The sequence below is a fragment of the Azospirillum sp. A26 genome, from assembly GCF_042604635.1.
GTDB classification, from domain to species: Bacteria; Pseudomonadota; Alphaproteobacteria; order Azospirillales; family Azospirillaceae; genus Azospirillum; species Azospirillum palustre.
This window is the reverse complement of sequence record NZ_CP170474.1, coordinates 568,578-593,157: the sequence shown is the minus strand read 5'-3', so window position 1 is coordinate 593,157 and position 24,580 is coordinate 568,578. Positions and strand designations below refer to the sequence as shown.

The 24,580-nt window shown below is 68.4% G+C and carries 24 protein-coding genes; 12 read left to right on the top strand and 12 right to left on the bottom strand.

The window, feature by feature from the left end; genetic code table 11:
- Positions 1–78: 78 nt before the first annotated feature.
- Positions 79–741: a nitrogen fixation protein NifQ gene (locus ABNQ39_RS26385; protein WP_376963979.1), complete on the bottom strand. Its 663-nt coding sequence runs from the start codon at positions 739–741 to the stop codon at positions 79–81.
- A gap of 206 nt (positions 742–947) precedes the next feature.
- On the opposite strand from ABNQ39_RS26385, the gene ABNQ39_RS26380 reads away from it, so the two are divergent.
- Both ABNQ39_RS26380 and ABNQ39_RS26375 read left to right on the top strand, forming a co-directional pair.
- Positions 948–1,964, top strand: coding sequence for an AAA family ATPase (locus tag ABNQ39_RS26380; RefSeq protein ID WP_376963976.1), 1,017 nt, complete (start codon positions 948–950; stop codon positions 1,962–1,964).
- Complete coding sequence (locus tag ABNQ39_RS26375; RefSeq protein ID WP_376963973.1) at positions 1,954–2,841, top strand: ParB/RepB/Spo0J family partition protein; 888 nt, start codon at positions 1,954–1,956, stop codon at positions 2,839–2,841. The genes ABNQ39_RS26380 and ABNQ39_RS26375 overlap by 11 nt, the downstream gene beginning before the upstream one ends.
- A 61-nt stretch (positions 2,842–2,902) precedes the next feature.
- Here the strand turns inward: ABNQ39_RS26375 and ABNQ39_RS26370 are convergent, their stop codons facing one another.
- Genes ABNQ39_RS26370 through napE form a run of 6 tightly spaced genes read right to left on the bottom strand, consistent with a single transcriptional unit; the run spans position 2,903 to position 7,717 of the window.
- Complete coding sequence (locus ABNQ39_RS26370; RefSeq protein WP_376963970.1) at positions 2,903–3,580, bottom strand: cytochrome c3 family protein; 678 nt, start codon at positions 3,578–3,580, stop codon at positions 2,903–2,905.
- Entirely contained in the window at positions 3,577–4,074 is a 498-nt protein-coding gene (locus ABNQ39_RS26365; RefSeq protein WP_376963967.1) for a nitrate reductase cytochrome c-type subunit, read from the bottom strand. The genes ABNQ39_RS26370 and ABNQ39_RS26365 overlap by 4 nt, the downstream gene beginning before the upstream one ends.
- Before the next feature lie 15 nt (positions 4,075–4,089).
- Positions 4,090–6,582, bottom strand: coding sequence for a periplasmic nitrate reductase subunit alpha (gene napA / locus ABNQ39_RS26360; RefSeq protein WP_376963964.1), 2,493 nt, complete (start codon positions 6,580–6,582; stop codon positions 4,090–4,092).
- A 59-nt stretch (positions 6,583–6,641) separates the two neighbouring features.
- Positions 6,642–6,944: a chaperone NapD gene (locus ABNQ39_RS26355; protein WP_376963961.1), complete on the bottom strand. Its 303-nt coding sequence runs from the start codon at positions 6,942–6,944 to the stop codon at positions 6,642–6,644.
- Positions 6,931–7,476, bottom strand: coding sequence for a ferredoxin-type protein NapF (gene napF / locus ABNQ39_RS26350; RefSeq protein ID WP_376963958.1), 546 nt, complete (start codon positions 7,474–7,476; stop codon positions 6,931–6,933). Before napF ends, ABNQ39_RS26355 begins: the two co-directional genes overlap by 14 nt.
- Positions 7,477–7,489: 13 nt before the next feature.
- On the bottom strand, positions 7,490–7,717 hold the full coding sequence (gene napE, locus ABNQ39_RS26345) for a periplasmic nitrate reductase, NapE protein (RefSeq protein ID WP_376963955.1): 228 nt from the start codon (positions 7,715–7,717) through the stop codon (positions 7,490–7,492).
- A gap of 275 nt (positions 7,718–7,992) precedes the next feature.
- Between napE and ABNQ39_RS26340 the strand changes: the two genes are divergently transcribed.
- From ABNQ39_RS26340 to ABNQ39_RS26310, 7 genes are all read left to right on the top strand, one after another.
- Positions 7,993–10,290, top strand: a complete 2,298-nt coding sequence (locus ABNQ39_RS26340; RefSeq protein WP_376963952.1) for a 4Fe-4S binding protein — start codon at positions 7,993–7,995, stop codon at positions 10,288–10,290.
- A gap of 88 nt (positions 10,291–10,378) precedes the next feature.
- Positions 10,379–12,328, top strand: coding sequence for a TAT-dependent nitrous-oxide reductase (gene nosZ / locus ABNQ39_RS26335; RefSeq protein ID WP_376963949.1), 1,950 nt, complete (start codon positions 10,379–10,381; stop codon positions 12,326–12,328).
- Between the two features lie 187 nt (positions 12,329–12,515).
- A complete protein-coding gene (locus ABNQ39_RS26330) occupies positions 12,516–13,892 on the top strand; it encodes a nitrous oxide reductase family maturation protein NosD (protein ID WP_376963947.1) in 1,377 nt (458 codons plus the stop codon).
- Complete coding sequence (locus ABNQ39_RS26325; protein ID WP_376963944.1) at positions 13,889–14,827, top strand: ABC transporter ATP-binding protein; 939 nt, start codon at positions 13,889–13,891, stop codon at positions 14,825–14,827. The genes ABNQ39_RS26330 and ABNQ39_RS26325 overlap by 4 nt, the downstream gene beginning before the upstream one ends.
- On the top strand, positions 14,824–15,648 hold the full coding sequence (locus ABNQ39_RS26320; RefSeq protein ID WP_376963941.1) for an ABC transporter permease: 825 nt from the start codon (positions 14,824–14,826) through the stop codon (positions 15,646–15,648). Before ABNQ39_RS26325 ends, ABNQ39_RS26320 begins: the two co-directional genes overlap by 4 nt.
- Positions 15,648–16,190 (top strand): nitrous oxide reductase accessory protein NosL, encoded by a 543-nt coding sequence (locus tag ABNQ39_RS26315; RefSeq protein WP_376963938.1) that lies wholly within the window; start codon positions 15,648–15,650, stop codon positions 16,188–16,190. Before ABNQ39_RS26320 ends, ABNQ39_RS26315 begins: the two co-directional genes overlap by 1 nt.
- On the top strand, positions 16,190–17,200 hold the full coding sequence (locus ABNQ39_RS26310; RefSeq protein ID WP_376963936.1) for an FAD:protein FMN transferase: 1,011 nt from the start codon (positions 16,190–16,192) through the stop codon (positions 17,198–17,200). The genes ABNQ39_RS26315 and ABNQ39_RS26310 overlap by 1 nt, the downstream gene beginning before the upstream one ends.
- Positions 17,201–17,414: 214 nt before the next feature.
- On the opposite strand, the gene ubiV is transcribed toward ABNQ39_RS26310, so the two are convergent.
- The 3 genes from ubiV to ubiT are packed head-to-tail and all read right to left on the bottom strand — an operon-like array spanning position 17,415 to position 20,040.
- On the bottom strand, positions 17,415–18,326 hold the full coding sequence (ubiV, locus tag ABNQ39_RS26305) for a ubiquinone anaerobic biosynthesis protein UbiV (protein WP_376963933.1): 912 nt from the start codon (positions 18,324–18,326) through the stop codon (positions 17,415–17,417).
- A gap of 13 nt (positions 18,327–18,339) precedes the next feature.
- Complete coding sequence (ubiU, locus tag ABNQ39_RS26300) at positions 18,340–19,326, bottom strand: ubiquinone anaerobic biosynthesis protein UbiU (RefSeq protein ID WP_376963931.1); 987 nt, start codon at positions 19,324–19,326, stop codon at positions 18,340–18,342.
- A 6-nt stretch (positions 19,327–19,332) separates the two neighbouring features.
- A complete protein-coding gene (ubiT, locus tag ABNQ39_RS26295) occupies positions 19,333–20,040 on the bottom strand; it encodes a ubiquinone anaerobic biosynthesis accessory factor UbiT (protein WP_376963928.1) in 708 nt (235 codons plus the stop codon).
- 530 nt (positions 20,041–20,570) lie between these two features.
- Here ubiT and ABNQ39_RS26290 point away from each other — a divergent pair.
- The 3 genes from ABNQ39_RS26290 (at position 20,571) to ABNQ39_RS26280 (ending at position 22,893) form a co-directional block, all read left to right on the top strand.
- Positions 20,571–20,711: a hypothetical protein gene (locus ABNQ39_RS26290; RefSeq protein WP_376963925.1), complete on the top strand. Its 141-nt coding sequence runs from the start codon at positions 20,571–20,573 to the stop codon at positions 20,709–20,711.
- 139 nt (positions 20,712–20,850) lie between these two features.
- On the top strand, positions 20,851–21,003 hold the full coding sequence (locus ABNQ39_RS26285; protein ID WP_161958042.1) for a hypothetical protein: 153 nt from the start codon (positions 20,851–20,853) through the stop codon (positions 21,001–21,003).
- 153 nt (positions 21,004–21,156) lie between these two features.
- A complete protein-coding gene (locus ABNQ39_RS26280) occupies positions 21,157–22,893 on the top strand; it encodes a sensor histidine kinase (protein ID WP_376963922.1) in 1,737 nt (578 codons plus the stop codon).
- 87 nt (positions 22,894–22,980) lie between these two features.
- Here the strand turns inward: ABNQ39_RS26280 and ABNQ39_RS26275 are convergent, their stop codons facing one another.
- On the bottom strand, positions 22,981–23,883 hold the full coding sequence (locus ABNQ39_RS26275) for an SDR family oxidoreductase (RefSeq protein WP_376963919.1): 903 nt from the start codon (positions 23,881–23,883) through the stop codon (positions 22,981–22,983).
- Positions 23,884–24,011: 128 nt separating this feature from the next.
- A complete protein-coding gene (locus ABNQ39_RS26270) occupies positions 24,012–24,536 on the bottom strand; it encodes a DUF2249 domain-containing protein (protein WP_376963916.1) in 525 nt (174 codons plus the stop codon).
- Positions 24,537–24,580: the final 44 nt, after the last annotated feature.

Genomic DNA, 24,580 nt, shown 5'->3' with positions numbered 1-24,580 from the left:
AATCGATGTATCTGTACGGATATATCGATTGCGGCCACTCTGTCAAAAGGCTCTCTGCCTTGGGAGCGGAATGATCCGTCACCTCGGCAGGGTGTGCGGCCTTACGGGGACGATGTCGCCATAGCAGTCGGAATGATGGGAGCAGGCATCGCAGACGGTGGGCCGGTCGGCGGGCCGGCCTTCGGCGAGGAGCCGCTCGTAGAAGAAGCGCTTCCAGCGCAGCTTGCGGGTGTTGGCGGATGCCAGCGGTTGGAAATGGCGCCGCAGCAGGTCCGCCAGGGAGTTGCGCCCCGCCAGCCCGAGGGAGCGCCAGAGATGATCGTTTTCCACGCAGGCGCGCGCGATGATGACGGCGAAGGCCGCGGCAATCGGCTGGTCCGTGCTGCGGTTGCGCAGCAGCAGACCGAGGAAATCTTCCTCTTCGCGCTTCAACCGCATGATCTCCGGCGCGGTGATAGCCACGGGATCAAGGCAGGCGTGGTGATCCTCCGCCTCCGCGTCGGCCAGACGATGGACGTGCCGGGAGAAGCAGCGCCCCGGCGTCCAGCCGGCGGCGGCCTCCGGGAAGACGGTCCCGACCAGGGCGCCCAGCCTGTCCGGGGGCAGCCCCAACGCGCACGGGTAGGGTGCCGACGCGTCGCTGCAACGGCGCAGCAGCATGCGCCCGAGATCCTGCGTATCGGCAAGGCTGCCGGATGTCGAGCACGCCATCAGGCGATGGTAAGCCGCCGAGTCCGTCACATCTGCCTCTCATCGATCATGGTCATCCGTATCTAGCGACCGATGACCGCTCGTGCCAAGGGGATGCTCTCGGGGCGGCAGGGCAATCGCATATGAGATTTTAAGCGACGACATCGCGCTGCGATTGCCCTGCCATATGGCATGCGTTTCCTTGACCATTGTAGCGTCTACCCCTACCCTCCGGCCCGGTTCATGCTGGGGAGGGGATGGTGAAGGGCGACGAGTTGCGGACCCATCGGGAAACGAAAGGGCTGTCGCAGTCCGAGTTCGCCGTCTGGCTGAACGAACGGCTGCAGCGCCGCTACGACAAGCAGAAGATCAGCCGCTGGGAAAATGACGCGGAGCGCATCCCGGCGGCGGTCGATGCACTGATGACGCGCGAAATCAACGGGCCGGAGCCGGAAAGGCTGGGCGGCCCGGCGCTGGTCGTCGTCGTGGCGAACCAGAAGGGCGGCTGCGCCAAAACGGTGTCGGCGGTGAACATCGCCTCGGCGCTGGCGATCAAGGGCTACGCCACCATGCTGATCGACTGCGATCCGCAGGCCAACGCCACCCAGCATCTCGGCATCGACTCCTACACCATGGAGACGGAGGGCAAGACCCTCTACTACGTCATGCATGGCGATCTGGAGTTGGACGATATCCTCGTCACCGTGCCGGAAAGCGGCCTGCGCGTCGCCCCCTCCTCCATCCGCCTTGCCGAGACCGAGGTGGAGCTGGGCAAGGAGGCCGGCGGCGACTTCATCATGAAGGAGAAGATCGCCGCGGCGAAGCGCAGCTTCGACTTCATCGTCATCGACACGCCCCCCAACATCGGCGAGCTGACCAAGAACGCCATGGTCGCCGCCCACACTGCGGTCATTCCCTGCCAGACCGAGAAGTTCAGCCTGCTCGGCATGGCCTTCCTTCTGGAAAACGTCACCAAGATCCGCCGCCGGATGAACACCGGCCTGTCGGTGCTCGGCATCGTGCCGACCATCTTCAAGCAGCGCGAACGCAACGACCGCGAGGTTCTGGAACAGATCCACGAGGAGTACGGCCCGCATCTGCGGGTTTTCGATCCGGTGCCGAAGGCGTCGGTCTATGCCCAGGCGACCTCGGTCGGCCGTGCGGCGGTGGAAGCGATGCCGGACGTGGCCGGCGCCGCCGTCTACCGCGATGTCGCATCCGCCCTGGCCGAGGAACGCACCGCCCGCATCAAGGAGGTCGACCGTGTCGCGTAGTCTTCTCGGCAAGGCAACCAAGCCGGCGCAGAGCGCCACCGCAGCCGCCAGGATGAAGGACGCCCTGTTCGGCCTCAGCCGCCATGCGCCGCATCTGGTGGAGGTGCCGGTCGACCGCATCGCCCCCAACCCGAACCAGCCGCGCCGCGAGTTCGACGAGGAGGAGTTGCGCGGGCTGGCATCCTCCATCGAGCGTCACGGGCTGCAACAGCCCATCGGCGTGCGCCAGACCGCCGACGACCGGTGGCAGCTGGTCTATGGCGAGCGGCGGCTGCGGGCGATGCGGATGCTGGGGCGAGAGACCATCTTCGGCATCCTGTTCACCGGCGACGACGACGAGGAGATCGCCATCGTCGAGAACCTCCAGCGCAGCGACCTGAACCCGCTGGAGGAATCGGACGCGCTGGCCCGGCTGGCCGAGAGGCACGGCTATTCCCACCGCCAGCTTGCCGAGGCGCTGGGCCGCAAGAAGACCTACGTCACCATGATGCTGTCCTTCCAGCGTCTGGCCCCGGCGATCCGCGAGGACTATCCCCTGCTGCGCCCGACCAAGGCGAGGCTGGAGGCGCTCGCCGCCATCGACGACCGGGACGAGCAGCTCCGCGCCTGGGAAAAGCTGAAGCGCGCCGAGATGGGTCCCCTGCCCTCCTCCCCGGCGGCACCCGCCGCCGCTCCGTCCAGGCGCGAGCCGGTCAGCGCCCCTGCCGGCATCGCCTCCAGCGCCCTGCCCGCCCGGACCGCTAAGCCGGTGTTCCAGGCCCGCGACGTGCTGCGGGACCTCCAGGCCAAGCCGCAGTCGCTGTCCGAAACCGACCGGCAGGCGCTGGCGGACATGCGCAGCGCCATCGACGCGATCCTGGCCGCGGCCGGAAACTAAGACCGGTCGGAATCCGACCACCGCAGGACGGGTGGTCGGATTCCGACCGGGGGCCTCGCATTCACCGAACAGCTCCCTCCCCTCCCCCATCCGCCAACCAATGGCCGATGGGTTTCTGCGGGGTGTCGGACACCTCGCTCCAGCCCGGCGGGACGCCGTGCATGTCGGGCAGGCGGTGGGCGATGCCCTTGTGGCAGTCGATGCAGGTGCGCTCCCCGGTGAACAGATACTGTTCGTGGATGCGCGCCGCCCGTGCCCCCTGCTTGGTGATGTCCATCGAATCCGCGCTGTGGCAGTTGCGGCATTCCAGCGAGTTGTTGGCCTTCAGCCGCGCCCATTCATGCTCGGCCAGTTCGCGGCGTTTCGCGACGAACTTGTCGCGGGTGTCGATGGTGCCGAAGATCTTGCCCCAGACCTCCTTCGACGCCTGCATCTTGCGGGCGATCTTGTCGGTCCACTGGTGCGGCACATGGCAGTCGGGGCAGGTCGCCCGCACGCCGGACCGGTTGGTGAAGTGGATGGTCTGCTTCAGCTCCTCATAGGGGTTGGCCTGCATCTCGTGGCAGCCGATGCAGAAGGCCTCCCGGTTGGTCGCCTCCAGCGCGGTGTTGAAGCCGCCCCAGAACACCACGCCGGCGATGAAGCCGCCCAGCGTCAGGAAGCCCAGGCTGAAGGTCCGACTGGGGCTGGAGAAGGTCCGCCACGCCGTCTTCAGCGACACCGGGATGCGCGGCTTCATGGGCGGTCTCCCCGGTCCGACGGCCGGCTGACCAGGGTGTCCAGATCCTTGAAGGTGTTGGGAACGATGGGCTGCGCCGTGGTCTGCGGCACATGGCACTGCATGCAGAAATACCGCCGCGGCGACACGGCCCCCAGCGTCTGGCCCTCGCGGTCGACGTAATGGGTGATGCTGACCATCGGCGCCTGCACCGCCTCGGTGAAGCGGCGGCTGTGGCAGGTCAGGCACTGGTTGTTGTTCAGCGTGATCTGATAGTCGCGGACATTGTGCGGGATCACCGGCGGCTGTTCGGGGTAATTGCGGGCAACGCGGCGGTCATCGGTGACGTCCGGCGGGATCGGCGGGGCAGGGTTCTGCTCGACGAAATTCACCGGCGGGCGGAAGGGCGAGTCCAGCCGCAGCGGCGGCCCGCCCTGGGGCGCGTTCTGCGCCGAGAGCACCGCCGGCACGAGGAAGGGCAGGGCCGCCAGCGCGGCGAGGTGATGGGGACGCATGGCTCAACTCCTCCCTCACACGGCCACGATCTTGGCGGCGCATTTCTTGAAGTCGGTCTGCTTGCTGATCGGGTCGGTGGCGTCCAGCGTGCACTTGTTGATCAGCCGGGCGGAGTCGAACCACGGCACGAACACCACCCCGCGCGGCGGCTTGTTGCGCCCGCGCGTCTCGACCCGCGTGATCATCTCGCCGCGGCGGGAGACCACCTTCACCTCCGATCCGCGGCGCAGGCCCCGTGCCTTGGCATCGTCGGGGTGCATGAAGACCAGCGCCATCGGCATCGCCTTGTACAGCTCCGGCACCCGCATGGTCATCGACCCGCTGTGCCAGTGCTCCAGCACCCGGCCCGTCACCAGCCACAGGTCGAACTCCCGGTCGGGCACCTCGGCCGGCGGCTCGTAGGGGAAGGCGAAGACATTCGCCTTGCCGTCCGGGTTGCCGTAGAAGCGCACCTGCTCCCCCGCCTTCACGAACGGGTCATGACCCTCGCGGTAGCGCCAGCGCGTCTCCTTGCCGTCCACCACCGGCCAACGCAGGCCGCGCACCTGATGATAGCGGTCGAAGGGCGCCAGATCGTGACCGTGCCCACGGCCGAAATCGGCATATTCCTCGAACAGCCCCTTCTGGACGTAGAAGCCGAAAGCGCGGGATTCGTCGTTGGCATAGTCGGGGTCGATCTCCGAAACCGGGAACCGGTCCACCGTCCCGTTGCGGTACAGCACGTCGAACAGCGTCTTGCCGCGGTAAGACGGATTGGCGTCCAGCACCGCCGCCGGCCACACCTCGTCGGTGGTGAAGCGCTTGGAGAACTCCATCAGCTGCCACAGATCCGACCGCGCCTCCCCCGGTGCGGTGACCAGCTGGTGCCAGAAATGGGTGCGGCGTTCGGCATTGCCGTAGGCGCCCTCCTTCTCCACCCACATCGCCGCCGGCAGGATCAGGTCGGCGGCCGACGCGGTGACGGTGGGGTAGGCGTCCGACACCACGATGAAGTTGTCGGGGTTGCGGTAACCGGGATAGGTCTCGTTGCCGCTGTTGGGCGCCGCCTGGAGGTTGTTGTTCACCATGATCCAGTAGGCGTTCAGCTTGCCGTCCTTCAGCATGCGGTCCTGCTGGACGGCGTGATAGCCGATCTTGGCCGGCAGCAGATCCTTGGGCAGCTTCCACGCCTCCTCGGTGTGGGCGCGGTGGGTCGGGTTGGTCACCTGCATGTCGGCGGGCAGCCGGTGGGCGAAGGTGCCGACCTCGCGCGCCGTACCGCAGGCCGACGGCTGCCCGGTCAGCGAGAAGGGACCGTTGCCCGGCTCGGAGATTTTTCCGGTCAGCAGGTGGATGTTGTAGACCATGTGGTTGGCCCAGACGCCGCGGACATGCTGGTTGAACCCCATGGTCCACAGCGACATCACCTTGACCTTCGGGTCGGCATACAGCTCGGCCAGGGCGGTCAGCCGCTCTTTCGGCACGCCGGTCAGCTCCGCCGTATAATCCAGCGTGTAGGTGCTGACGAACCTGGCGAAGGCGTCGAAGTCGATGGGCTTGGAATCGGTCGGGTCCTTGGCGTTGGCCGCCCGCACCTCCAGCACGCTTTCCGGCCGCAGCCCATAGCCGATGTCGGTCTGGCCGAGCCGGAAATTGCAGTGCTTCTCGACGAACTCCCGGTTCACCCGGCCGGTCTGGATGATGTGGTTGGCGATGTAATTCAGGATCGCCAGATCGGTGCCCGGCGTGAAGATCATCGGGATGTCGGCCAGCTCGAAGCTGCGGTGCTCGAAGGTCGACAGCACCGCCACCTTCACATGGTTGTGGGCCAGCCGGCGGTCGGTGATGCGGGTCCACAGGATCGGGTGCATCTCCGCCATGTTGGAGCCCCACAGCACGAAGGCGTCGGCATTCTCGAAATCGTCGTAGCAGCCCATCGGCTCGTCCATGCCGAAGGTGCGGATGAAGGCGACGGCGGCCGACGCCATGCAGTGGCGGGCATTCGGATCGAGGTTGTTGGTGCGGAAGCCGGCGCGCATCAGCTTGGACGCCGCATAGCCCTCCCAGATCGTCCATTGGCCGGAGCCGAACATGCCGACGGCGTCCGGCCCCTTCTCCTTGATCACCCGCTTCCACTGCCGTGCCATCTCGTCGAAGGCGCGGTCCCAGGACACCGGCTGGAACTCGCCCTCCTTGTGGTACTGCCCGTCGCGCATGCGCAGCAGCGGCTGGGTCAGCCGGTCCTGCCCATAGAGGATCTTGGACAGGAAATAGCCCTTCACGCAGTTCAGCCCGCGGTTCACCTCGGCCTGCATGTCGCCATGGGTGGCGACGACGCGGTTGTCCTTGGTCGCGACCATCACGCCGCAGCCGGTGCCGCAGAAGCGGCAGGGCGCCTTCGACCATTTCAGCGTGGCGTCCTCCCCCGCCACCAGGGAGCTTTGCGCGGCGGCCGGCAGGCTCAGGCCCCCGGCAGCCGCGGCGGCGGCCACCGCCTGTGCCTTGATGAAGTCGCGACGGTCCAACATGGGCGTCCCCCTCTTCTTCTGGTGTCCGGAACCGGCTGGCGGGGCAGGGCGGGGCGGTGTCAGGCCTCGACGGCCCCCACCCGGTCGATGTGATGAAAGACCATAACGGCGGAGAACACGCCCTCCAGCAGATGCAGCGCGGTCATCCGGTCGGCGATCCAGCCCTCGTGCGGCCCTTCGACGGTGACCACCATCTTGCCGGGCTGCTCGATGTGAAGCTCGGTGCCGGGCATGGTCGCGATGACGGCCCGCACCGCCGCCTGCCGCTCCTGCCGCACATGCAGCAGCAGCGAGGCGAGGTGCCGTTCGCCCGCCGTCCCCGCTCCGGTGATGTCATCTCCGGTGATGTCACCGCGCGGCATGGGCTGGGCTCCCGGTTTTGTGAGGGACGCTCTGGTGGGTGAGGGTGACGGCTCCGGACGGGCAGGCGGCGACACAGGCGCCGCAGCCGGTGCAGGCCGCATCGTCGATCCGGGCATGGGCGGCCCCGCCCGGCGCCGGCTGGAAGCGGATCGCCCCTTCCGGGCAGGCGTCCTGGCAGCTTCGGCACACCACCCGCTGCACCGCGAGGCAGGAAGGCGCGATGGCGGGGCGCAAAACCCAGGGTGCCATCGTCCGGTCGAAGATCGGTTCGGTGCAGGCCTCGGCGCAGGCGCCGCAGAAGCTGCACTCCCCGCGGGTGAAATCGACCTCGGGATAGCCGCCGTCGCCCGCCCGCAGGATCGCCTCGGGACATGCTTCGGCACAGGCACCGCAGCGGGTGCAGAGCGCGGTGAAATAGTCGGGGCGGGACCAGGGGGGATGGATGGGCGGCGGCCCGGCCGCCGGCCGCCCCCGCAGAAGGCTCCGCCTGTCGCGGTTTACGGCCTCCCTGCTTAAGCCATCCTCGGCCATCGGGCAGTTCTCCTCAGACCGGCGGCGGACCGGGCGGGCCCAGGATCAGCTGCGACATCCAGACGACGAAGCCATAGCCGCCGACCACCGCGACCGACAGAACCGGCCAGATGAACACCGCCAGCAACAGGAACATGGCGAGTTCGCGCCGGCGGGTTCCGCGATCCATCGGCGGGCGCGGGCCGTCAGGGCGGGAGGCATCGAAACTGCGGGCTGCGCTGGATTGTCGGGCTGCGCTCATGGGATGCGGCCTTCTGCTTGATCTCAGGCTGACAGGTCCAACCAAGAATTGCCGGGATTGTTTCGCAAAACCACCCGTACCTGAGGGGTTATGCCATCGGAGGAATAGCGCCGGGCCACCGCCTTCCTTCCCCCAATGGTTGTTGATCTGGCGCAATTCGCACGAACCTCCCCCGGCGCACTTGACCGCGGTCAAGAACTCCCCCGCCGCCAAGCGCTTTCATGCCCTCCGAGACACCAATGCAGACACCGCCGCAAGGTGGCGAAAGCCGGAGGATGGCCGTCGTGAGGTTCAGGCGCGTACAACGTTGGGTGGGATCGGCGCTCGTCGCCCTCCTACTGCTGCTGACCGGGATCGCCGCAGGCATCGCCACGGCTGAGGCCGCCGACAGCGGCCGGCTGCTGCCCTATCTGGCGAAGCTGCAACCCTCCGACCTCGTGCCCGGCGCCGACCGCTTCGGCCAGCCCACCCCGAACACCCCCACCGTCCCGGTCTACAAGGGCGAAGCGGTGGTGGGCCATGCCTATCTGACCTCCGACTTCGTCAACACCACCGGCTATTCCGGCCGCCCCATCGACGTGGTCGTCGGGCTGACGGCGGACGGCACGGTGGCCGGCGCCCGGCTGATGGACCATCACGAGCCCATCGTCCTGATCGGCATCCCGCCGGCCCGCATCAACGGCTTCATCAACGGCTATGTCGGCAAGAACGTGCTGACGCTCGCCACCCAAAGCGCCGCCAGCCCGCCGGTCGACATCGTATCGGGGGCGACGGTGACGGTGATGGTCATCGGCGATTCGATCATCCGCTCCGGCAAGAAGGTGATGCAGAGCCTGGGGAAGGCCGGGCCGGACAGCGCGCCGACCATCGTCAAGTCCGTCGACCTGTCGAAGACGGCGGTGGAGGACTGGACGACCCTGATCGGCGACGGTTCGGTCCGCCGCCTGACCCTGACGGTGGGGGAGGTGAACGCCGCCTTCGAGAAGACCGGCCGGGCCGAAGCCATCGCCCGCGCCGAGGCCGGCAGCCCCGACGAGACCTTCATCGACCTCTACGCCGCCCTGGTGTCGATCCCGTCCATCGGCCGCTCGCTGCTGGGCGATGCGGAGTACCAAACGCTGACCCAGCGGCTGAAGCCCGGCCAGCAGGCGGTGTGGGTGGCCGGGCAGGGGCGCTATTCCTTCAAGGGATCGGGCTATGTCCGCGGCGGCATCTTCGACCGGGTCGAGATGATCCAGCATGAGGGCTCGATCCGCTTCCGCGACAAGATGCACAAACGCCTGGGCAGCGTCGCCGCCGCCGGTGCCCCCGATTTCCCGGAAATCGGCCTGTTCGTCCTGCCGGAAGGCACCGAGTTCAACCCGGCCGAACCCTGGCGCCTCCAGCTTCTGGTCCAGCGCGCCATCGCCGCGCTCGACAAGGTGTTCGTCACCTTCGACCTCGGCTACCAGCCGCCCGACAAATATCTGAAGACCGAACAGCCGGCTCCCACAGTCGCCGCATCTCCCGACCCGTCCGCCAGCCACAGCGCCGCCATCCAGGCCGCCGGTGCCGAGGCCGCGGAGGAGGCCGCCGAAGTCCCGCTGTGGCAGCGCATCTGGCAGAACCGGCAGCTCGACATCGCCGTGCTGGCCTCCGCCATCCTGCTGCTGACCGGCATCTTCTTCTTCCAGGACCAGCTGACCAAACGCCCGAAGCTGTACGAGCGCGTCCGCACCGCCTATCTGGTCTTCACCCTGGTCTGGCTCGGCTGGTACGCCACGGCCCAGCTGTCGGTGGTCAATATCCTGACCTTCGCCAACGCGCTGCGCACCGACTTCCGCTGGGACTATTTCATGATGGACCCGCTGGTGTTCATCCTGTGGTTCTCGGTGGCGGCATCGCTGCTGTTCTGGGGCCGGGGTGCCTTCTGCGGCTGGCTCTGCCCGTTCGGCGCGCTCCAGGAGCTGGCGTCGAAGGCGGCCAAAAGGATCGGCATCCGCCAGATCACCGTCCCCTTCGCCCTGCACCAGCGGCTGTGGCCGATCAAGTACATCATCTTCCTGCTGCTGTTCGGCGTGTCGCTGCAATCGCTGGGCACGGCGGAGAAGGCGGCGGAGATCGAGCCGTTCAAGACCGCCATCATCCTGCATTTCATCCGCGACTGGTGGTTCGTCGCCTTCGCCGTGGCGCTGCTGGCGGCCGGGCTGGTGATCGAACGCTTCTTCTGCCGCTATCTCTGCCCGCTGGGCGCGGCGCTGGCGATCCCCGGCCGGCTGCGGATGTTCGACTGGCTGCGGCGCTACAAGGAATGCGGCAGCCCGTGCCAGCGCTGCGGCAACGAATGCCCGGTGCAGGCCATCCACCCCGATGGCTCGATCAACCCCAATGAATGCATCCAGTGCCTGCACTGCCAGATGCTCTACCACCACGACCACAAATGCCCGGTCATGATCCAGAAGCGGCAGAAGCGCGAGAAGTGGCAGGCCGCCGAGGCCAAGCTGGCCGCCGAAAAAGAAGCAGCCGCCCGCAGCACCGTCGCCACCGCCGACCCGGCCACCGGCCGGCTGACGATCCGGCCGCACGGATCCTGACCCACACACCCTCAACCCCGATAACGGGACCCGGTCGCAACGGGCCCCATGACACCCCCGAAAGCCGGGGGCAGCGAAGGAGCAGACCATGTCGAGCGAGACCAACAACAGCGCAGGCGTCAACCGCCGCGCGCTACTGGGCGGAACGGCGAAGGCGGCGGCGCTCGCCGGCCTCGGCGGTGCCGTGGGCGGAGCGACCGCCGGCGGCATCGCGGGCAGCGCCCTGTTCGGCGCCACCGAAGCCCTGGCGGCGAACGCCCAGGCCGGCCACCTCAACGCCGAAGTGAAGCCGGGCGACCTCGACGAATATTACGCCTTCCATTCCGGCGGGCATTCCGGCGAAGTCCGTATCCTCGGCCTGCCGTCGATGCGCGAGCTGATGCGGATTCCGGTCTTCAACCGCTGCTCCGCCACCGGCTGGGGCATGACCAACGAGAGCCGGAAGATCCTGACCGAGCATATGCTGCCGGAAACCAAGAAGTTTCTGGAGACGCGCGGCGGCATCTATCTGAACGGCGACGCCCACCACCCGCACATGTCCTTCACCGACGGCACCTATGACGGCCGTTACATCTTCATCAACGACAAGGCCAACACCCGTGTCGCGCGCATCCGCTGCGACATCATGAAGACCGACACCATCATCGAGATCCCCAACGCCGCCGCCATCCACGGTCTGCGCCCGCAGCGCTACCCGCGCACCGGCTACGTCTTCGCCAACGGCGAGCAGCGCGTGCCGACCCCGAACGACGGCCGCGACCTGACCGCCACCAAGGCCTACAAGTCGCACTTCACCGCCATCGACGGCGATACGATGAAGATCGCGTGGCAGGTCTGGGTCGACGGCAACCTCGACAACACCGACGCCGACTATCAGGGCAAATACGCCTTCTCCACCTGCTATGACTCGGAAGAGGGCGTCACCGCGGCTGAGATGACCAGCGGCGAGCAGGACTGGGTCGTCGTCTTCAACCTGAAGCGCATCGACGAGGCGGTGAAGGCCGGCAAGATCCAGGCGGTGAACGGCGTGCCGGTGGTCGATGGCCGCCATGGCAGCCCCTACACCCGCTACATCCCGGTGCCGGCCAACCCGCACGGCATCAACGCCGCCCCCGACGGCATCCACGTCGCCGTCAACGGCAAGCTGTCGCCGACCGTCACCGTCTTCGACGTGCGCCTGCTCGACGATCTGTTCGACGACAAGATCAAGCCGCGCGACGTGGTGGTCGCCGAACCGCAGCTCGGCCTCGGCCCGCTTCACACCGCCTATGACGGCCGCGGCAACGCCTACACCACCCTGTTCCTCGACAGCCAGGTGGTGAAGTGGAACATCGACAAGGCCCGTCGCGCCTTCAAGGGCGAGAAAATCGACCCGATCGTCCAGAAGCTGGACGTCCAGTACCAGCCCGGCCACAACCACACCTCGATGGGCGAGACCAAGGAGGCCGACGGCAAGTGGCTGGTGTCGCTGAACAAGTTCTCCAAGGACCGTTTCCTCAACGTCGGCCCGCTGAAGCCGGAGAACGACCAGTTGATCGACATCTCCGGCGACGAGATGAAGCTGGTGCATGACGGCCCCACCTTCGCCGAGCCGCACGACACGCTGATCGTCCACCGCTCCAAGGTGAACCCGCGCTCGGTCTACGACCGCAACGACCCGCTGTGGGAAGAGGCGCGCCAGCAGGCCAAGAAGGACGGCGTGGTGCTGGAGGATGACGCCAAGGTCATCCGCGACGGCAAGAAGGTCCGCGTCTACATGTGGCAGCGCGCCCCGGCCTTCGGTCTGGAGGACTTTACCGTCAAGCAGGGTGACGAGGTCACCGTCTATGTCACCAACATGGACGACATCGACGACCTGACCCACGGCTTCAGCATCACCAACTACGGCGTCTGCATGGAGGTCGGCCCGCAGGCGACGGCGTCGGTGACCTTCACCGCCGACCGGGCTGGTGTCTACTGGTACTACTGCCAGTGGTTCTGCCACGCCCTGCACATGGAGATGGCCGGCCGCATGATCGTCGAGCCGTCCTCGACCTGATCGACTGAGTTCTCCCTCTCCCGCCCCGGGAGAGGGAAGGGGCCCATGGCTTTGCCATGGGAAGGGTGAGGGGTGATCCAAGGATAAAAATCCATGTTCGGATCACCCCTCACCCTCCCGCCTTCGGCGGGTCCCTCCCTCTCCCGGGACGGGAGAGGGGATCAATCCTCCACCAACGGACACCTCCATGTTCCTCCGCACCGCGACACTCCTCGCCGCCGCCCTCGCCCTGCCAGCCCCGGCGCTCGCCGCCACGGCGACGGTCGCCCCCGGCGGACTGGAGGCGGCGCTGGCGTCCGCGGCGCCCGGAGACACGCTGGTGCTGGCTGCCGGCGTCCATCCCGGCCCGCTGACCGTCCGCACCCCGGTCACCCTGACCGGCGAGCCGGGGGCAATCATCGACGGGCAGGGCAGCGGCAGCACGCTCACCATCCTCGCCCCCAACGTCACGCTGCGGCATCTGGAAATCCGCAATTCCGGCCTCAGCCTGATCGACCAGAATGCCGGAATCTTCCTCGGCAAGGAGGCCCGCGGCGCGGTGGTCGAGGACAACCGCCTGCGCGACAATCTGATCGGGGTCTATATCTGGGGCGCCGCCGACAGCCTGGTCCGCCGCAACGACATCGTCGGCCGCACCGACCTGCGCGTGTCGGAACGCGGCAACGGCATCCAGCTGTGGAACGCGCCGGGCACCCGCGTGCTCGACAACAGCGTGCGCGAGGGGCGCGACGGGCTGTTCACCACCTCGTCCCGCAAGAACGTCTTCTCCGGCAACCGGTTCGAGCATGTCCGGTTCGCCGTCCACTACATGTACACCAACGATTCCGAGCTGACCGACAACGTCTCCATCGCCAACAATGTCGGCTATGCGGTGATGTTCTCCAACAACCTGCTGATCCGCAACAACCGCTCCAGGGCGGACCGCGAACACGGGCTGATGCTGAACAACGCCAACAGCTCGCGCATCGAAGGCAACGTGATCGAAGGCCGCTTCGCCGGTGCGCTGTCCGATGCCGGCGAGGCGCTGCCCGACAGCGACATCCCGCGCGACAGCGAGGCGATGAGCGACCGGCTGCGCAGCGGCACCTGGAAATGCGTCTTCATCTACAACGCCAACAAGAACCGCTTCACCGGCAACCGGTTCGACGGCTGCGAGATCGGCGTCCATTTCACCGCCGGGTCGGAACGCAACAGCCTGACCGGCAACGCCTTCATCGGCAACCGCACCCAGGTGAAGTATGTCGGCACCCGCTATCTCGACTGGTCGGAGAATGGGCGCGGCAACTACTGGTCCGACAATGCCGCCTTCGACCTGAACGGCGACGGCATCTCCGACGAACCCTATCGCCCCAACGACGTGGTCGACCGGGTGATGTGGGAGTACCCGGCGGCCAAGCTGCTGATGAACAGCCCCGGCGTCCAGGTGATCCGCTGGGCGCAGAAGCAGTTCCCGGCCCTGCACCCCGGCGGCGTGATCGACAGCGCCCCCCTGATGACGCCGCCCCCCATGCCCACACTCGTCCAATCCGCCCAAAGCCTGAATGCCGAAAGGAAACAGCCATGACCGACTTCACCGCGGAGGTGCAGGGCGTCACCAAGCGCTATGGCGAGACCGAGGCGGTGCGCGGCGTGGACCTGACGCTGGCGCCCGGCGAATGCGTGGCGATGGTCGGCCACAACGGCGCCGGCAAAAGCTCGCTGATCAAGCTGATGCTCGGCCTGACCACCCCGACGGAGGGCCGCATCCGCGTGCTGGGCGGCGACCCGGCCAGCGCCGCCTGTTCCCCCATCCGCCGCCGGATCGGCTTCCTGCCGGAGAATGTCGCCTTCCATCCCAGCATGACCGGGCGGGAGACGCTGGATTTCTACGCCCGGCTGAAGGGCGCACCCTGCCGCGACAACGACGCGCTGTTCGAAAAGGTCGGGCTGGAGCCCGCCGCCATCCGGCGCCGCGTCTCGACCTACTCCAAGGGCATGCGCCAGCGCCTGGCCCTGGCCCAGGCCCTGCTCGGCGGCCCGAAGCTGCTGTTCCTCGACGAGCCGACCACCGGCCTCGACCCGGCGCTGCGCCAGAGCTTCTACGCCATCGTCGCCGAGCTGCGCGACCGCGGCACCACCATCCTGCTGTGCAGCCACGCCCTGACCGAGCTGGAGGGGCAGGCCGACCGTGTGGTGGTGATGAATCGCGGCCGCAAGGTCGCCGACGGTTCGCTCGCCACCCTGCGCAGCCTCGCCCAGTTGCCGGTCCGCATCCGCCTGACCCTGCCGACCGGCGACATCGACGCGCTGGCGGCCAGAGTGGGGGAGGGCGCCGCCCTGACCCGGCTGGCCGGCGGCGTGGTCGAGCTGGCCTGCGCCAACGACGACAAGGTCGCCCTGGTCCGCCGCATCACCTGCAACGGCCCCACCGCTCCCATCGCCGTCGATGACATCGAGATCCTCCAGCCCAGCCTGGACGAGATGTACGCCCATTTCCTGCGCCGGGAGGCCGCCGAATGAACACGCTCCTGATCATCGCCGGCAAGGAACTGCGCGAGGCGACCCGCAACCGCTGGGTCGTCGCCACCACCCTGCTGATGGCGGCGCTGGCCCTGACGCTCAGCTTCCTCGGATCGGTCCCCACCGGCACGGTCGGCGTCGGCCCGGTCGAGGTCACCATCGTCAGCCTGTCGAGCCTGACCATCTTCCTGCTGCCGCTGATCGCCCTGCTGCTGTCCTTCGACGCGGTGGTGGGGGAGATCGACCGCGGCACCATGACGCTGCTGCTGTCCTATCCGGTGGCGCGCTGGCAACTCCTGCTCGGCAAGTTCCTCGGCCATGCCGCGGTGATCGCGCTGGCGACGGTGGTCGGCTACGGCGCCGCCGGGGTGGCGCTCGCCATGGGCGGCACCGCCATCGGGACCGACAGCTGGCGCGCCTTCACCGCGATGATCGGGTCCAGCGTGATGCTGGGCGCCGCCTTCACCGCGCTCGGCTATCTCGCCTCCACCATCGTCCGCGACCGCGGCACGGCGGCCGGCATCGCGGTGGCGGTGTGGCTGTGCTTCGTCCTGCTCTACGACATGGCCCTGCTCGGCATCCTCGCCAGCGGCAGCGGCCTGGGGGTGGAGACGCTGAACTGGCTGCTGCTCGCCAACCCGGCCGATGCCTACCGCCTGTTCAACCTGACCGGCTTCAAGGGCGTCAGCGCCTTCGCCGGCACCGCCGGCCTCGCCGCCCATGTCCAGCTGTCGGTCCCGCTGCTGCTGGCGGTGATGGCCGGCTGGATCGCCGCCCCGCTGGCGCTGGCCGCCGCCCTCTTTTCGAGGAAGCAGATCTGATGCGCACCCTCCCCATCCTGCGAACCGCCCTTATCGCCACCGCCCTGCTGCTGCCGCTCGCGGCCTGCAAGCAGGAAAAGGCGGAGGTCGCCCCGCCACCGCCCGCCACCCTGACCGCCGACGCCATCGGCCATTATTGCGGCATGAACCTCGCCGACCATTCCGGCCCCAAGGGCCAGATCCTGGTGAAGGGGCAGGAGCGGCCGATCTGGCTGTCCTCCGTCCGCGACACCTTCGCCTTCACCATGCTGCCGGAGGAGCCGAAGGAGATCGGCGCCATCTACGTCACCGACGTGGCGAAGGCCAAGGACCCCGCCGCCCCCGACATGACGGCCTGGGTGGAGGCGCGCAAGGCCTGGTACGTGCTGGGCAGCAAGCTGCGCGGCGGCATGGGCGAGGCGGAACCCTATCCCTTCTCCGACAAGGCCGCCGCCGAGCGTTTCGCCGCAGCCAACGGCGGCACGGTCCTCCGCTTCGCCGACGTGCATGAGGACCAGATCCTCACCCCGCCCGCCGCCACCATGGCCGAGGGAGAGCATTGATGGAAACCGCTCTCTTCCGCCCCCTGGCCAGACGCCGCTTCCTCGCCATCGGCGCCGTCGCCGCCGGCCTGTCGCTTCTGCCGCACCGCCTGCTGCGGGCGGACGGGGTTCCCGTCCGGGTCTGGCGTGGCGTCGCGCTCGGCGCCGACGCCAGCCTGACCATCGCCCACCCCGACCCGGCCGAGGCCGACCGCCTGATCGCGCTGAGCCTGGAGGAGGTCGAAAGGCTGGAGCGCGTCTTCAGCCTCTACCGCCCCGACTCCGCGCTGCGCCGCCTGAACCGCGACGGCCGGCTGGACGACCCGCCCGCCGACCTCGTCCGCCTGCTGTCGGAGGCCACCGCCTTCGGCCGGGCCACCGGCGGCGCCTTCGACCCCACGGTACAGCCCTTGTGGCAGCTCTATGCCGGCCATTTCGACCGCGCGAACGCCGACCCCGCCGGCCCGCCGGAGAGTGCAATCCGCGCCGCCCGCGCGCTGGTCGATGTCCGCGCCCTGCGGGTGGAGCCCGACCGCATCGCCTTCGCCGCCAGGGGCATGGCGGTGACGCTGAACGGCATCGCCCAGGGCTACGTCACCGACCGCGTGACCGAGCGGCTGAAGGCCGAAGGCATCGGCAACGTCCTGGTCGACATGGGCGAACTGCGGGCGCTCGGCCATCACCCCTCCGGCCGCCCCTGGACCGTCGGCCTCGCCGACCCCAAGAATGCGGAGCGCAGCACGGAGACTGTCGACTTGACCGACAGCGCGATGGCGACCTCGGGCGGCTACGGCACGCAGTTCGACGCCGCCGGCCGCTTCACCCACCTGTTCGACCCGGCGAGCGGCGCCTGCGCCGCCCGATGGCTGGCGGTCACCGTGCAGGCGCCGGACGCCACGACGGCCGACGCCCTGTCGACCGCCCTGTCGGTGGTGCCGGCGGAGCGGGCTCCGGCCATCCTGGCCGCATATCCCGGCGTCACCGCCCGCTTCACCCACCCCGACGGCCGCATCCTGCGGCTGCCCGCCTGAAAAACGGGGACGAGGGGGAACGCGATCGCCTTCTGATACCCTCTCCCGCCCCGGGAGAGGCAGGGGACCCGCGCCGAAGGCGTGGGGAGGGTGAGGGGTGATCCAAGCAACCCGAAACGCATGGCTTCGTGCCTAACCCCTCACCCTTCCCATGCTCCGCATGGGCCCCTTCCCTCTCCCGGGACGGGAGAGGGTTTATCCGTTCGCCTGACCCTCACGCCACCCGCAGAGCCCCCGCGGTGTCGTGGTAGAAGCCGTTGACCAGCGGCGCGTCGATCAGCCCGCCCAGTTCGGCGGCGACCTCCGCCCCGTCGCGGCGCCCGTCCAGCACGGCGCGGAAGGCCTCGGCGACCCGCACCATGTCCATCGCCTGCGGCGACAGGCGGAAGCGGTCCACTCCCATCGCCACCAGCGCCGGCATCTCCGCCGCCAGACACAGGCAGCCGTGCGACATCGTCTGCGTGCCGTTGACGGTCAGGAAGGGCTGGCCGTCCATCGTCGTCACCGGCATGCCGTCCGGGTCGTTGCCGCAGACGAACTGGCAGCCGTCCTTGTGCAGCCCATGGGCGCGCGCGTGATAGCAGCGGGCCGAGATGGCGAGCGGCGCCCGCCCCCAGACCTGCACCTCGGTCTCGATCCCCAGTTCCCGCCCGGCCTTCGCCAGCACGGCGACGGTGGCCGCCGGCAGTTCCGCCGGCAGCGACACCGCCACCGCCCCCCGCCCGGCCATCCAGCCCAGCGTCGCCTCGTTGTAGACATTGATCGTCGGCCCGACCGCATGGGGCCGCCCGGCCAGCAGGGCCAGCGCCCCCATGTCGTTCGCCTCGATCACGCCGCCTTCCGGCAGCCCGGCATCCGATCCCACCAGATCGCGCATCGCCGACCGCTCGCGCTCGCTGCCGACCAGGATCGGGCTGGCGAGCCACACCGTCTTGCCGGCGGCGCTCAGCCGTTCGATCACCTCGCCCATCGCCTCGGCGAAGAAGGGCGCCCGCTTGAAGCAGACAATCTCGCCGACGACCACCGTGTCCACCGGCGCCTCGTCGGCGATGCGGGCGTAGAAGTCGCGCCAGCGGTCGACCGGCCAGTTGAACAGCACCGGCCCCAAAGTGAGTGACGCAGTCATTCCGAAAAACTCCTCATCGCCACGCGCGGGTGTAAGCGCCGGTCGTCTGGGTTCCACCCTCGACCATCGCCTGCAGATCGATGTGCGGCACCGGCCGGCCGGCGGCGAATGTTTCCAGCGCCTCGCGATAGGCGCGGACCACCGCGGCGATATAGGCCTTGCCGCGCTGCCGTCCCTCGATCTTCAGCGCCCGCACGCCGGCCGCCTTCAGCTCCGGCAGCAAATCCATGGCGTTGAGGCTGGTCGGCTCCTCGAACAGGTAGGCAGGCCCGTCCCCCGCGACAAAGCGGCCCTTGCACAGCGTCGGATAGCCGGCCTGCTCGCCCTCGCCGAACACATTGATGGTGAAGCCGCCCAGCGTCGAGGCGAGCGCGCCGCCCCGCTGCTCGTAGCGGACATGGTTGGCCGGCGAACAGACGCCCTGCTTGTTGGGCGACAGGCCGGTGGCGTAGGAGGACAGCGAACAGCGCCCCTCCGCCATCGGGCAGAGGCCGCCGAAGACGAACACCTCGGTCTCGATGTCGATCTCGGCGTTCAGCTTGGCGATTTCCGGCACCGTCAGCACGCGCGGCAGCACGACCCGGCGCACGCCGAAGGCCTCGCGGTACAGCCGGATCGCCTCGACATTGGCAGCCGAGGCCTGGACCGACAGATGCAGGCGCAGGTCGGGATGGCGCTTCGCGGCATAGGCCAGCAGCCCCGGATCCGCCATGATGACGGCATCCACCTTCAGCCGCGCCGCATCGTCCACCGCCTTCTGCCAGGGGCCGAGATTGCCCGCCTGCGGGTAGGTGTTGATGGCGACATAGACCTCGACGCGGCGCGCATGGGCGTAATCCACCGCGTCGGCCACATCCTGCCGAGTGAAGTTCAGGCCCGGAAAATTGCGGGCGTTGGTCTCGTCGCGGAAGCCGAGATAGACGGCATCGGCCCCGGCATCGACGGCGGCACGCAAGGCGGCCGGCGTCCCCGCCGGGCAGATCAGTTCGAAATTGTCCATGATCCCCTACGCCCCCGTTCCCGGCAACGTCCTGGGCAGACTGCCGGGCAGCGTCCCCGCCGCCCCCCCGAGCCGTGCCTCCAGCCGCTCGATCCCGCGGCGCAGCGGCGGCGGCAGCAGCCGGCGCGCCGCGTCGATCCGGTCCAGCACCGGCCCGGCATTGCGCCGCAGCACCGGCAGGGCGCGAGCCAGCGGCCCGGCGATGGAAGCGGCATCGGCCACCAGATCCATCTCGTCCTCGCCGTCCAGCGTGTTGCGCAACGCCAGGATCAGCGCGGTGTCGCCGGAAATGCTCAGCTCGCGCCGGAAGAACAGCGCATCGCCGTCGATCCGCCCTTCCAGCAGGTCGAGCAGCTTGTCGTAAGGCCCGCGCACCACCGCTTCGCCCCCCGCCTCGCCCACACCGTCGGCGCCGCGCGGCAGGGCATGCAGCGACAGCTCGGGCCCGACGCGCATCAGCAGCGCCACCGGCGCATCCACCGGCTCGATCAGCACGCGGGCGTCCGGCATCTCGCGCAGGGCCTCGAAGGCGCGCGGATGACGGTCGGCCAGCAGCCGCAGCAGCCGGGCGAGCAGCGCATCGCTGGCCCGCCGCCCCAGCCTGGGCACCAGCCCCAGCCCGGCCCGGCTCAATCCGGTCTCGAACCGGCGGGCACGCTCGCCGGTGGGGGAATTGGAAACGGAAACAGTCTGTGCGGCATCGGGATCGCGCATGGGCGGCTTCCCTCCTCATCGGTCATTCCGCCGCCCATGAAAGCCGGTAACCGCCTGACGTCATTGACCTCGGTCAAGTTCACGCTTGAAAAAGCCCTTGGCGTCAGGCCGCGCTCGCCGGCCCGGAGCGGCCGCCCAAGGTCGTACAGCCGGCGCCCCTCCCGGCCGATGCGGTGTTTCAGCGCAGCGCCCCGAAGGACCGCCGGGGCCTGCCGGGGGATCGCGCTAGGGGATCACGCTAGGGGATCGTGCCAAGCGGCCGATTTTCCGGCCGAGGCATCCGCCATGTCGTCCATGGCCGTATGAATCTCAAGGGTGCATTGCATGCATATCTGTTGACATTGTAGGCCTCACCAGAGCATACATCGCCTCATTGTATGGATGAATTGCTTGGATTTCCTCCTGAGGGACCATGCGATGTCATCCGAACAGCCGTCTGTCTTCCGCCCGCAGACAAGGACCCGCGCCCGACCCGACCGCCGCCGGCCTCCCCTGACGAATGACGGCGTCGTATCCTGGAGATGCTCAAAATGTACGACTGGTTCCCTCTGGTCTTCTTCCCGTTCAAGATCATCGTGTTGGGTACGGGGATGTTCTTCGCCATCAAGTGGCATCACGACAAGGCGAAGCAGGAACGGGCAAAGAAGGACAACGAAGCCGGCAGGCCGTAAGCACCCGCCGACGCTGCCGGGCTGTGGCGCCACTCACAGCAGCGGAAGCCGGATGCGTCCAGGATCGCCCCATGCCGCCGACCGCCCCCGGTCGATTGAACGGCACCGAGATGTCAGCCCTTTCGGACGGAGCGATCCCATGACCATCCTCTGCATCAGCGCCGCCACGTCGATCCTGAGCCTGGGCCTGCTGGCCGGGTTCGACCTCTGCATCGCTCCGCCGCCGAAAGCCGCCGGGGCAAGGGCCGCCGCATCCGCCCGCCGGCGGTCCGGCGAGGACATGATGGGCTGAAACCCGGCCGATCCCCGGTCCCGGCAACGGCTCGGCCGCGCCATGCCCCCGAATGTGATCGGGTCTTCATCGATGTCATACCCTTCGGAACGGGATTCGTGCGAAAGTGCCGGCTTGCTGAAACGGCCTTCGCCGGAGAGGACCGTACCCCCGATGGATCAGCGTTCCAGACCATCAACGCCACTCGCCACGCTCACCAAGGCGCTTGCGCAGATCTCGCGGGCGAAAAGCACCGATGATGTCGTCGCGACCATCCGGGCCAGCGCGAGGTCCCTGATCGGCTGCCAGGGGATCGCCATCGTCCTGAAGGAGGGCGATCTTTGCCACTATGTGGAGGAGGACGCGATCGGTCCGCTGTGGAAGGGGCAGAAGTTTCCCGCCTCCGCCTGCATCAGCGGATGGTCGATGATCAACCGGAAAACTGCCGTCATTCCCGACATCTCGCTTGACGAGCGGATTCCCTATGAACTCTACCGCGAAACCTTCGTGCGCGCGGTCGCGATGGTGCCGGTGCGTGCCGATAACCCCATCGCGGCGATAGGGGCCTATTGGGCGCAGCCCTATGACCCGGATGGCTGGGAAGTCGAAACGCTCGAAGCCCTAGCGGAAGCCGCCGCGACCGCCCTGGAGACCGCCGAGGTCATTGCGGCGCTGAAGGCCGGCCAGCAGGCGCATCCCCGCATCCCGGGGCATGACACCGCCGCCAAAGATACCGCCGCCGAGGACATCGCCGCGAGCATCGGAAGGGTCGCCGGGATCGCGGCCGTTCCGACCATCCTCGACGTCGTGCTGCGCATGACCGGCATGGGCTTCGCCGCCGTCGCCCGTGTGACGGAGACACGCTGGGTCGCCTGCCAAGTGCTCGACCCGGTGGGCTTCGGCCTGAAGCCCGGCGGCGAACTGCCGGTCGAGAGCACGCTCTGCAACGAGGTCCGGGGCCATCGCCGGACCATCGCCTTCGACGACGCCACCGCGGATCCCCGGTACTGCGACCACCACACCCCCCGGACCTATGGGCTGAGGAGCTATATCTCCGAACCGATCGTCCTGGCGGACGGCGAGTTCTGGGGCACGCTCTGCGCCATCGACCCGAACCCGGCCAAGGTCGACAACCCGCAGGTGCTGGGCGCCTTCCGGCTTTTCGCCGAACTCATCGCCCATCATCTCGACACGGAGGCCCATCTCAGGTCGACGACCGCGTCGCTCGACCGGGAGCGTGAACTGGCGGCTCTGCGTGAACAGTTCGTCGCGGTGGTGGGACACGACCTGCGCAACCCCATCGCGGCGCTGGATGCCGGGACGACCCTCCTGCTGAATGGCGGCTGGACCCACCAGAGCCCGCTGGTGCTCAGGCTGATGAAGGCGAGCCTTTCGCGGATGTCCGGCCTCGTCGAGAACGTCATGGATCTGGCGAGGGCACGGATGGGCGGGGGCATCGCCCTTACGGTGGCGGAGGGCGATCTCGCGGCGACTCTCCAGCACGTCGTCGATGAAATGCGGATCGCCCATCCCGGCCGTGAGATATCCGCACTGTTCGCCCTGCCTGCGACCGTCGCCGCCGACCATCCCCGCCTCGCCCAGATGGCGTCCAACCTGCTGTCGAACGCCGTTACCCATGGCTCCCGCACGATGCCGGTCGGGATCAGCGCCGCCGTCGCCGCGGGCGAACTGACCATCCGCGTCACCAACGCGGGACGGCCCATTCCGCCGGAGCAGGTCGATACGCTCTTCCTGCCCTTCAGGCGGGGGGCGGAGAGGACCGAAAGCAGGGGGCTGGGGCTGGGACTCTACATCGCATCCGAGATCGCCCAGGCCCATGACGGCAGGATCGCCGTGCGGTCCGATGCCGACGAGACATGCTTCACCTTCGCGATGCCGTTGAAGGCCTGACATCGGGGTGAGGGCAAGCAAGCGGGCGGGATGGAACATCCGCCGGAAAACGTTCCACGCCGTTCCATCCCCCTGAGGCGCCCTCCCTTACGGCTGGCCGCTGCCGCCCGCCGCGCCATAGACATGGCCGGTGGTGAAGCTGGCATCCTCCGCCGCGAGCTGGACATAGATGCTGGCAAGTTCGGCCGGCTGGCCAGGTCGGCCGAACGGGGTCTGGCTGCCGAACTGCTTCAGCTTCTCCTGGCTGGCGCCGCCGCTGACCTGCAACGGGGTCCAGATCGGGCCGGGGGCCACGCCGTTGACGCGGATGCCCCTGTCGGCCAGCTGCTTGGCCAGCGACTTCACGTAGTTCATCGTCGCCGCCTTGGTCTGGGCATAGGCGTAGAGGTCCGGCGTCGGGTCGTAGGCCTGTTCCGACGTGGTGCCGATGATGACCGAGCCCGGCTTCAGGTGGGGCAGGGCGGCCTTGATGATCCAGAAGGGGGCGTAGATGTTGGTCTTCATCGTCGCGTCGAACTCCTCGCTGCTCACATCGAGGATCGACGGGAAGGCCTGCTGGCGCGCCGCGTTGCAGACGACGATGTCGAGCCCGCCCAGCCCGGCGACGGCATCGGCCACCAGCGTCTTGCAGAACTCCTCGTCGCGCAGGTCGCCGGGGATCGCCACCGCCTTGCGGCCGGCCTCCTCGATCAGGGCGACGACGTCCTGGGCGTCGGGCTCCTCGGTCGGGAAGTAATTGATGGCGACGTCGGCGCCCTCGCGGGCATAGGCGATGGCGGCGGCCCGGCCCATGCCGGAATCGCCGCCGGTGATCAGCGCCCGGCGCCCGGCCAGCCGGCCGGAGCCCTTGTAGCTGGTCTCGCCATGGTCGGGCGGCGGGTCCATGTCGCGGGCCAGCCCCGGCCAGGGCTGCGACTGGCCGTTGAAGGGCGGGCGCGGATATTTCGTGCGCGGGTCCTGCGGCGTGACGGTGTCGTCCTTGCGGTCCATGCCTGTCTCCTGATCCGGCGTTCTGTGTGCGATGCGGCGATGCCTCGCACACAGAACCGGACGGGGACGGAAATGGTTGCCGCAACCCTGCCCATCAGCGAAGCGGGGCCATCAGCGAAACGGACTCCTCAGCCGCACATGCCGCCGCAGCAGGAGCCGTTGCGCCGGGCCAGCAGCCGCTCATAGGCGATGCTGACCACGCCGGCCGGCGGGATCACGCCCTGCAACAGCGCCAGCACGTCTCCCTCCGGGGTGCCCGGCGGGACATCCGTCACCTCGCAGACCGAGGCGCCGCTGCCGTCCGGACCCAGCTTCGCATCGCCGGCCACCACCGTCACGTCGCCGTTGCGGTCGATGCACACGCGCAGGCTGGCCGCCGCCGCCTCCTCGGGCCGGGAAATGCGGACCTGCCAGACCTCAGGCCCCTGTTGCAGATACTCCCATGAGAAGGTCGCACCGAACAGGCTGAGCAGCTGGTGGTGCAGCGGCCGCGGGTCATGGTCGTTGACCAGCGAGAAACCGTCGCCGGGCGTCAGATCCTGCACCGACGCGAAAATCAGCTGGTGGCGCTGGTAGGGCGGGATGGCGCGGAGATCGAGAACCGGTTCGGCCCGCTCGGCGTGGGGGGCGGTGGGCGCGGTGGGGGAGGTCATGGTCGGCATCGTCGTCCGTCTGGTCTGTGGGGGAGCGGCAGGAT

Excerpts from the sequence above, each read along its gene's own strand:
- ABNQ39_RS26380 (WP_376963976.1), top strand. The coding sequence starts at position 948 with ATGGTGAAGGGCGACGAGTTGCGGACCCATCGGGAAACGAAAGGGCTG.
- ABNQ39_RS26370 (WP_376963970.1), bottom strand. The coding sequence starts at position 3,580 with ATGAAGCCGCGCATCCCGGTGTCGCTGAAGACGGCGTGGCGGACCTTC.
- ABNQ39_RS26365 (WP_376963967.1), bottom strand. The coding sequence starts at position 4,074 with ATGCGTCCCCATCACCTCGCCGCGCTGGCGGCCCTGCCCTTCCTCGTG.
- napA (WP_376963964.1), bottom strand. The coding sequence starts at position 6,582 with ATGTTGGACCGTCGCGACTTCATCAAGGCACAGGCGGTGGCCGCCGCC.
- ABNQ39_RS26355 (WP_376963961.1), bottom strand. The coding sequence starts at position 6,944 with ATGCCGCGCGGTGACATCACCGGAGATGACATCACCGGAGCGGGGACG.
- napF (WP_376963958.1), bottom strand. The coding sequence starts at position 7,476 with ATGGCCGAGGATGGCTTAAGCAGGGAGGCCGTAAACCGCGACAGGCGG.
- napE (WP_376963955.1), bottom strand. The coding sequence starts at position 7,717 with ATGAGCGCAGCCCGACAATCCAGCGCAGCCCGCAGTTTCGATGCCTCC.
- ABNQ39_RS26340 (WP_376963952.1), top strand. The coding sequence starts at position 7,993 with ATGGCCGTCGTGAGGTTCAGGCGCGTACAACGTTGGGTGGGATCGGCG.
- nosZ (WP_376963949.1), top strand. The coding sequence starts at position 10,379 with ATGTCGAGCGAGACCAACAACAGCGCAGGCGTCAACCGCCGCGCGCTA.
- ABNQ39_RS26330 (WP_376963947.1), top strand. The coding sequence starts at position 12,516 with ATGTTCCTCCGCACCGCGACACTCCTCGCCGCCGCCCTCGCCCTGCCA.
- ABNQ39_RS26325 (WP_376963944.1), top strand. The coding sequence starts at position 13,889 with ATGACCGACTTCACCGCGGAGGTGCAGGGCGTCACCAAGCGCTATGGC.
- ABNQ39_RS26320 (WP_376963941.1), top strand. The coding sequence starts at position 14,824 with ATGAACACGCTCCTGATCATCGCCGGCAAGGAACTGCGCGAGGCGACC.
- ABNQ39_RS26315 (WP_376963938.1), top strand. The coding sequence starts at position 15,648 with ATGCGCACCCTCCCCATCCTGCGAACCGCCCTTATCGCCACCGCCCTG.
- ABNQ39_RS26310 (WP_376963936.1), top strand. The coding sequence starts at position 16,190 with ATGGAAACCGCTCTCTTCCGCCCCCTGGCCAGACGCCGCTTCCTCGCC.
- ubiV (WP_376963933.1), bottom strand. The coding sequence starts at position 18,326 with ATGACTGCGTCACTCACTTTGGGGCCGGTGCTGTTCAACTGGCCGGTC.
- ubiU (WP_376963931.1), bottom strand. The coding sequence starts at position 19,326 with ATGGACAATTTCGAACTGATCTGCCCGGCGGGGACGCCGGCCGCCTTG.
- ubiT (WP_376963928.1), bottom strand. The coding sequence starts at position 20,040 with ATGCGCGATCCCGATGCCGCACAGACTGTTTCCGTTTCCAATTCCCCC.
- ABNQ39_RS26290 (WP_376963925.1), top strand. The coding sequence starts at position 20,571 with ATGTACGACTGGTTCCCTCTGGTCTTCTTCCCGTTCAAGATCATCGTG.
- ABNQ39_RS26285 (WP_161958042.1), top strand. The coding sequence starts at position 20,851 with ATGACCATCCTCTGCATCAGCGCCGCCACGTCGATCCTGAGCCTGGGC.
- ABNQ39_RS26280 (WP_376963922.1), top strand. The coding sequence starts at position 21,157 with ATGGATCAGCGTTCCAGACCATCAACGCCACTCGCCACGCTCACCAAG.
- ABNQ39_RS26275 (WP_376963919.1), bottom strand. The coding sequence starts at position 23,883 with ATGGACCGCAAGGACGACACCGTCACGCCGCAGGACCCGCGCACGAAA.
- ABNQ39_RS26270 (WP_376963916.1), bottom strand. The coding sequence starts at position 24,536 with ATGACCTCCCCCACCGCGCCCACCGCCCCCCACGCCGAGCGGGCCGAA.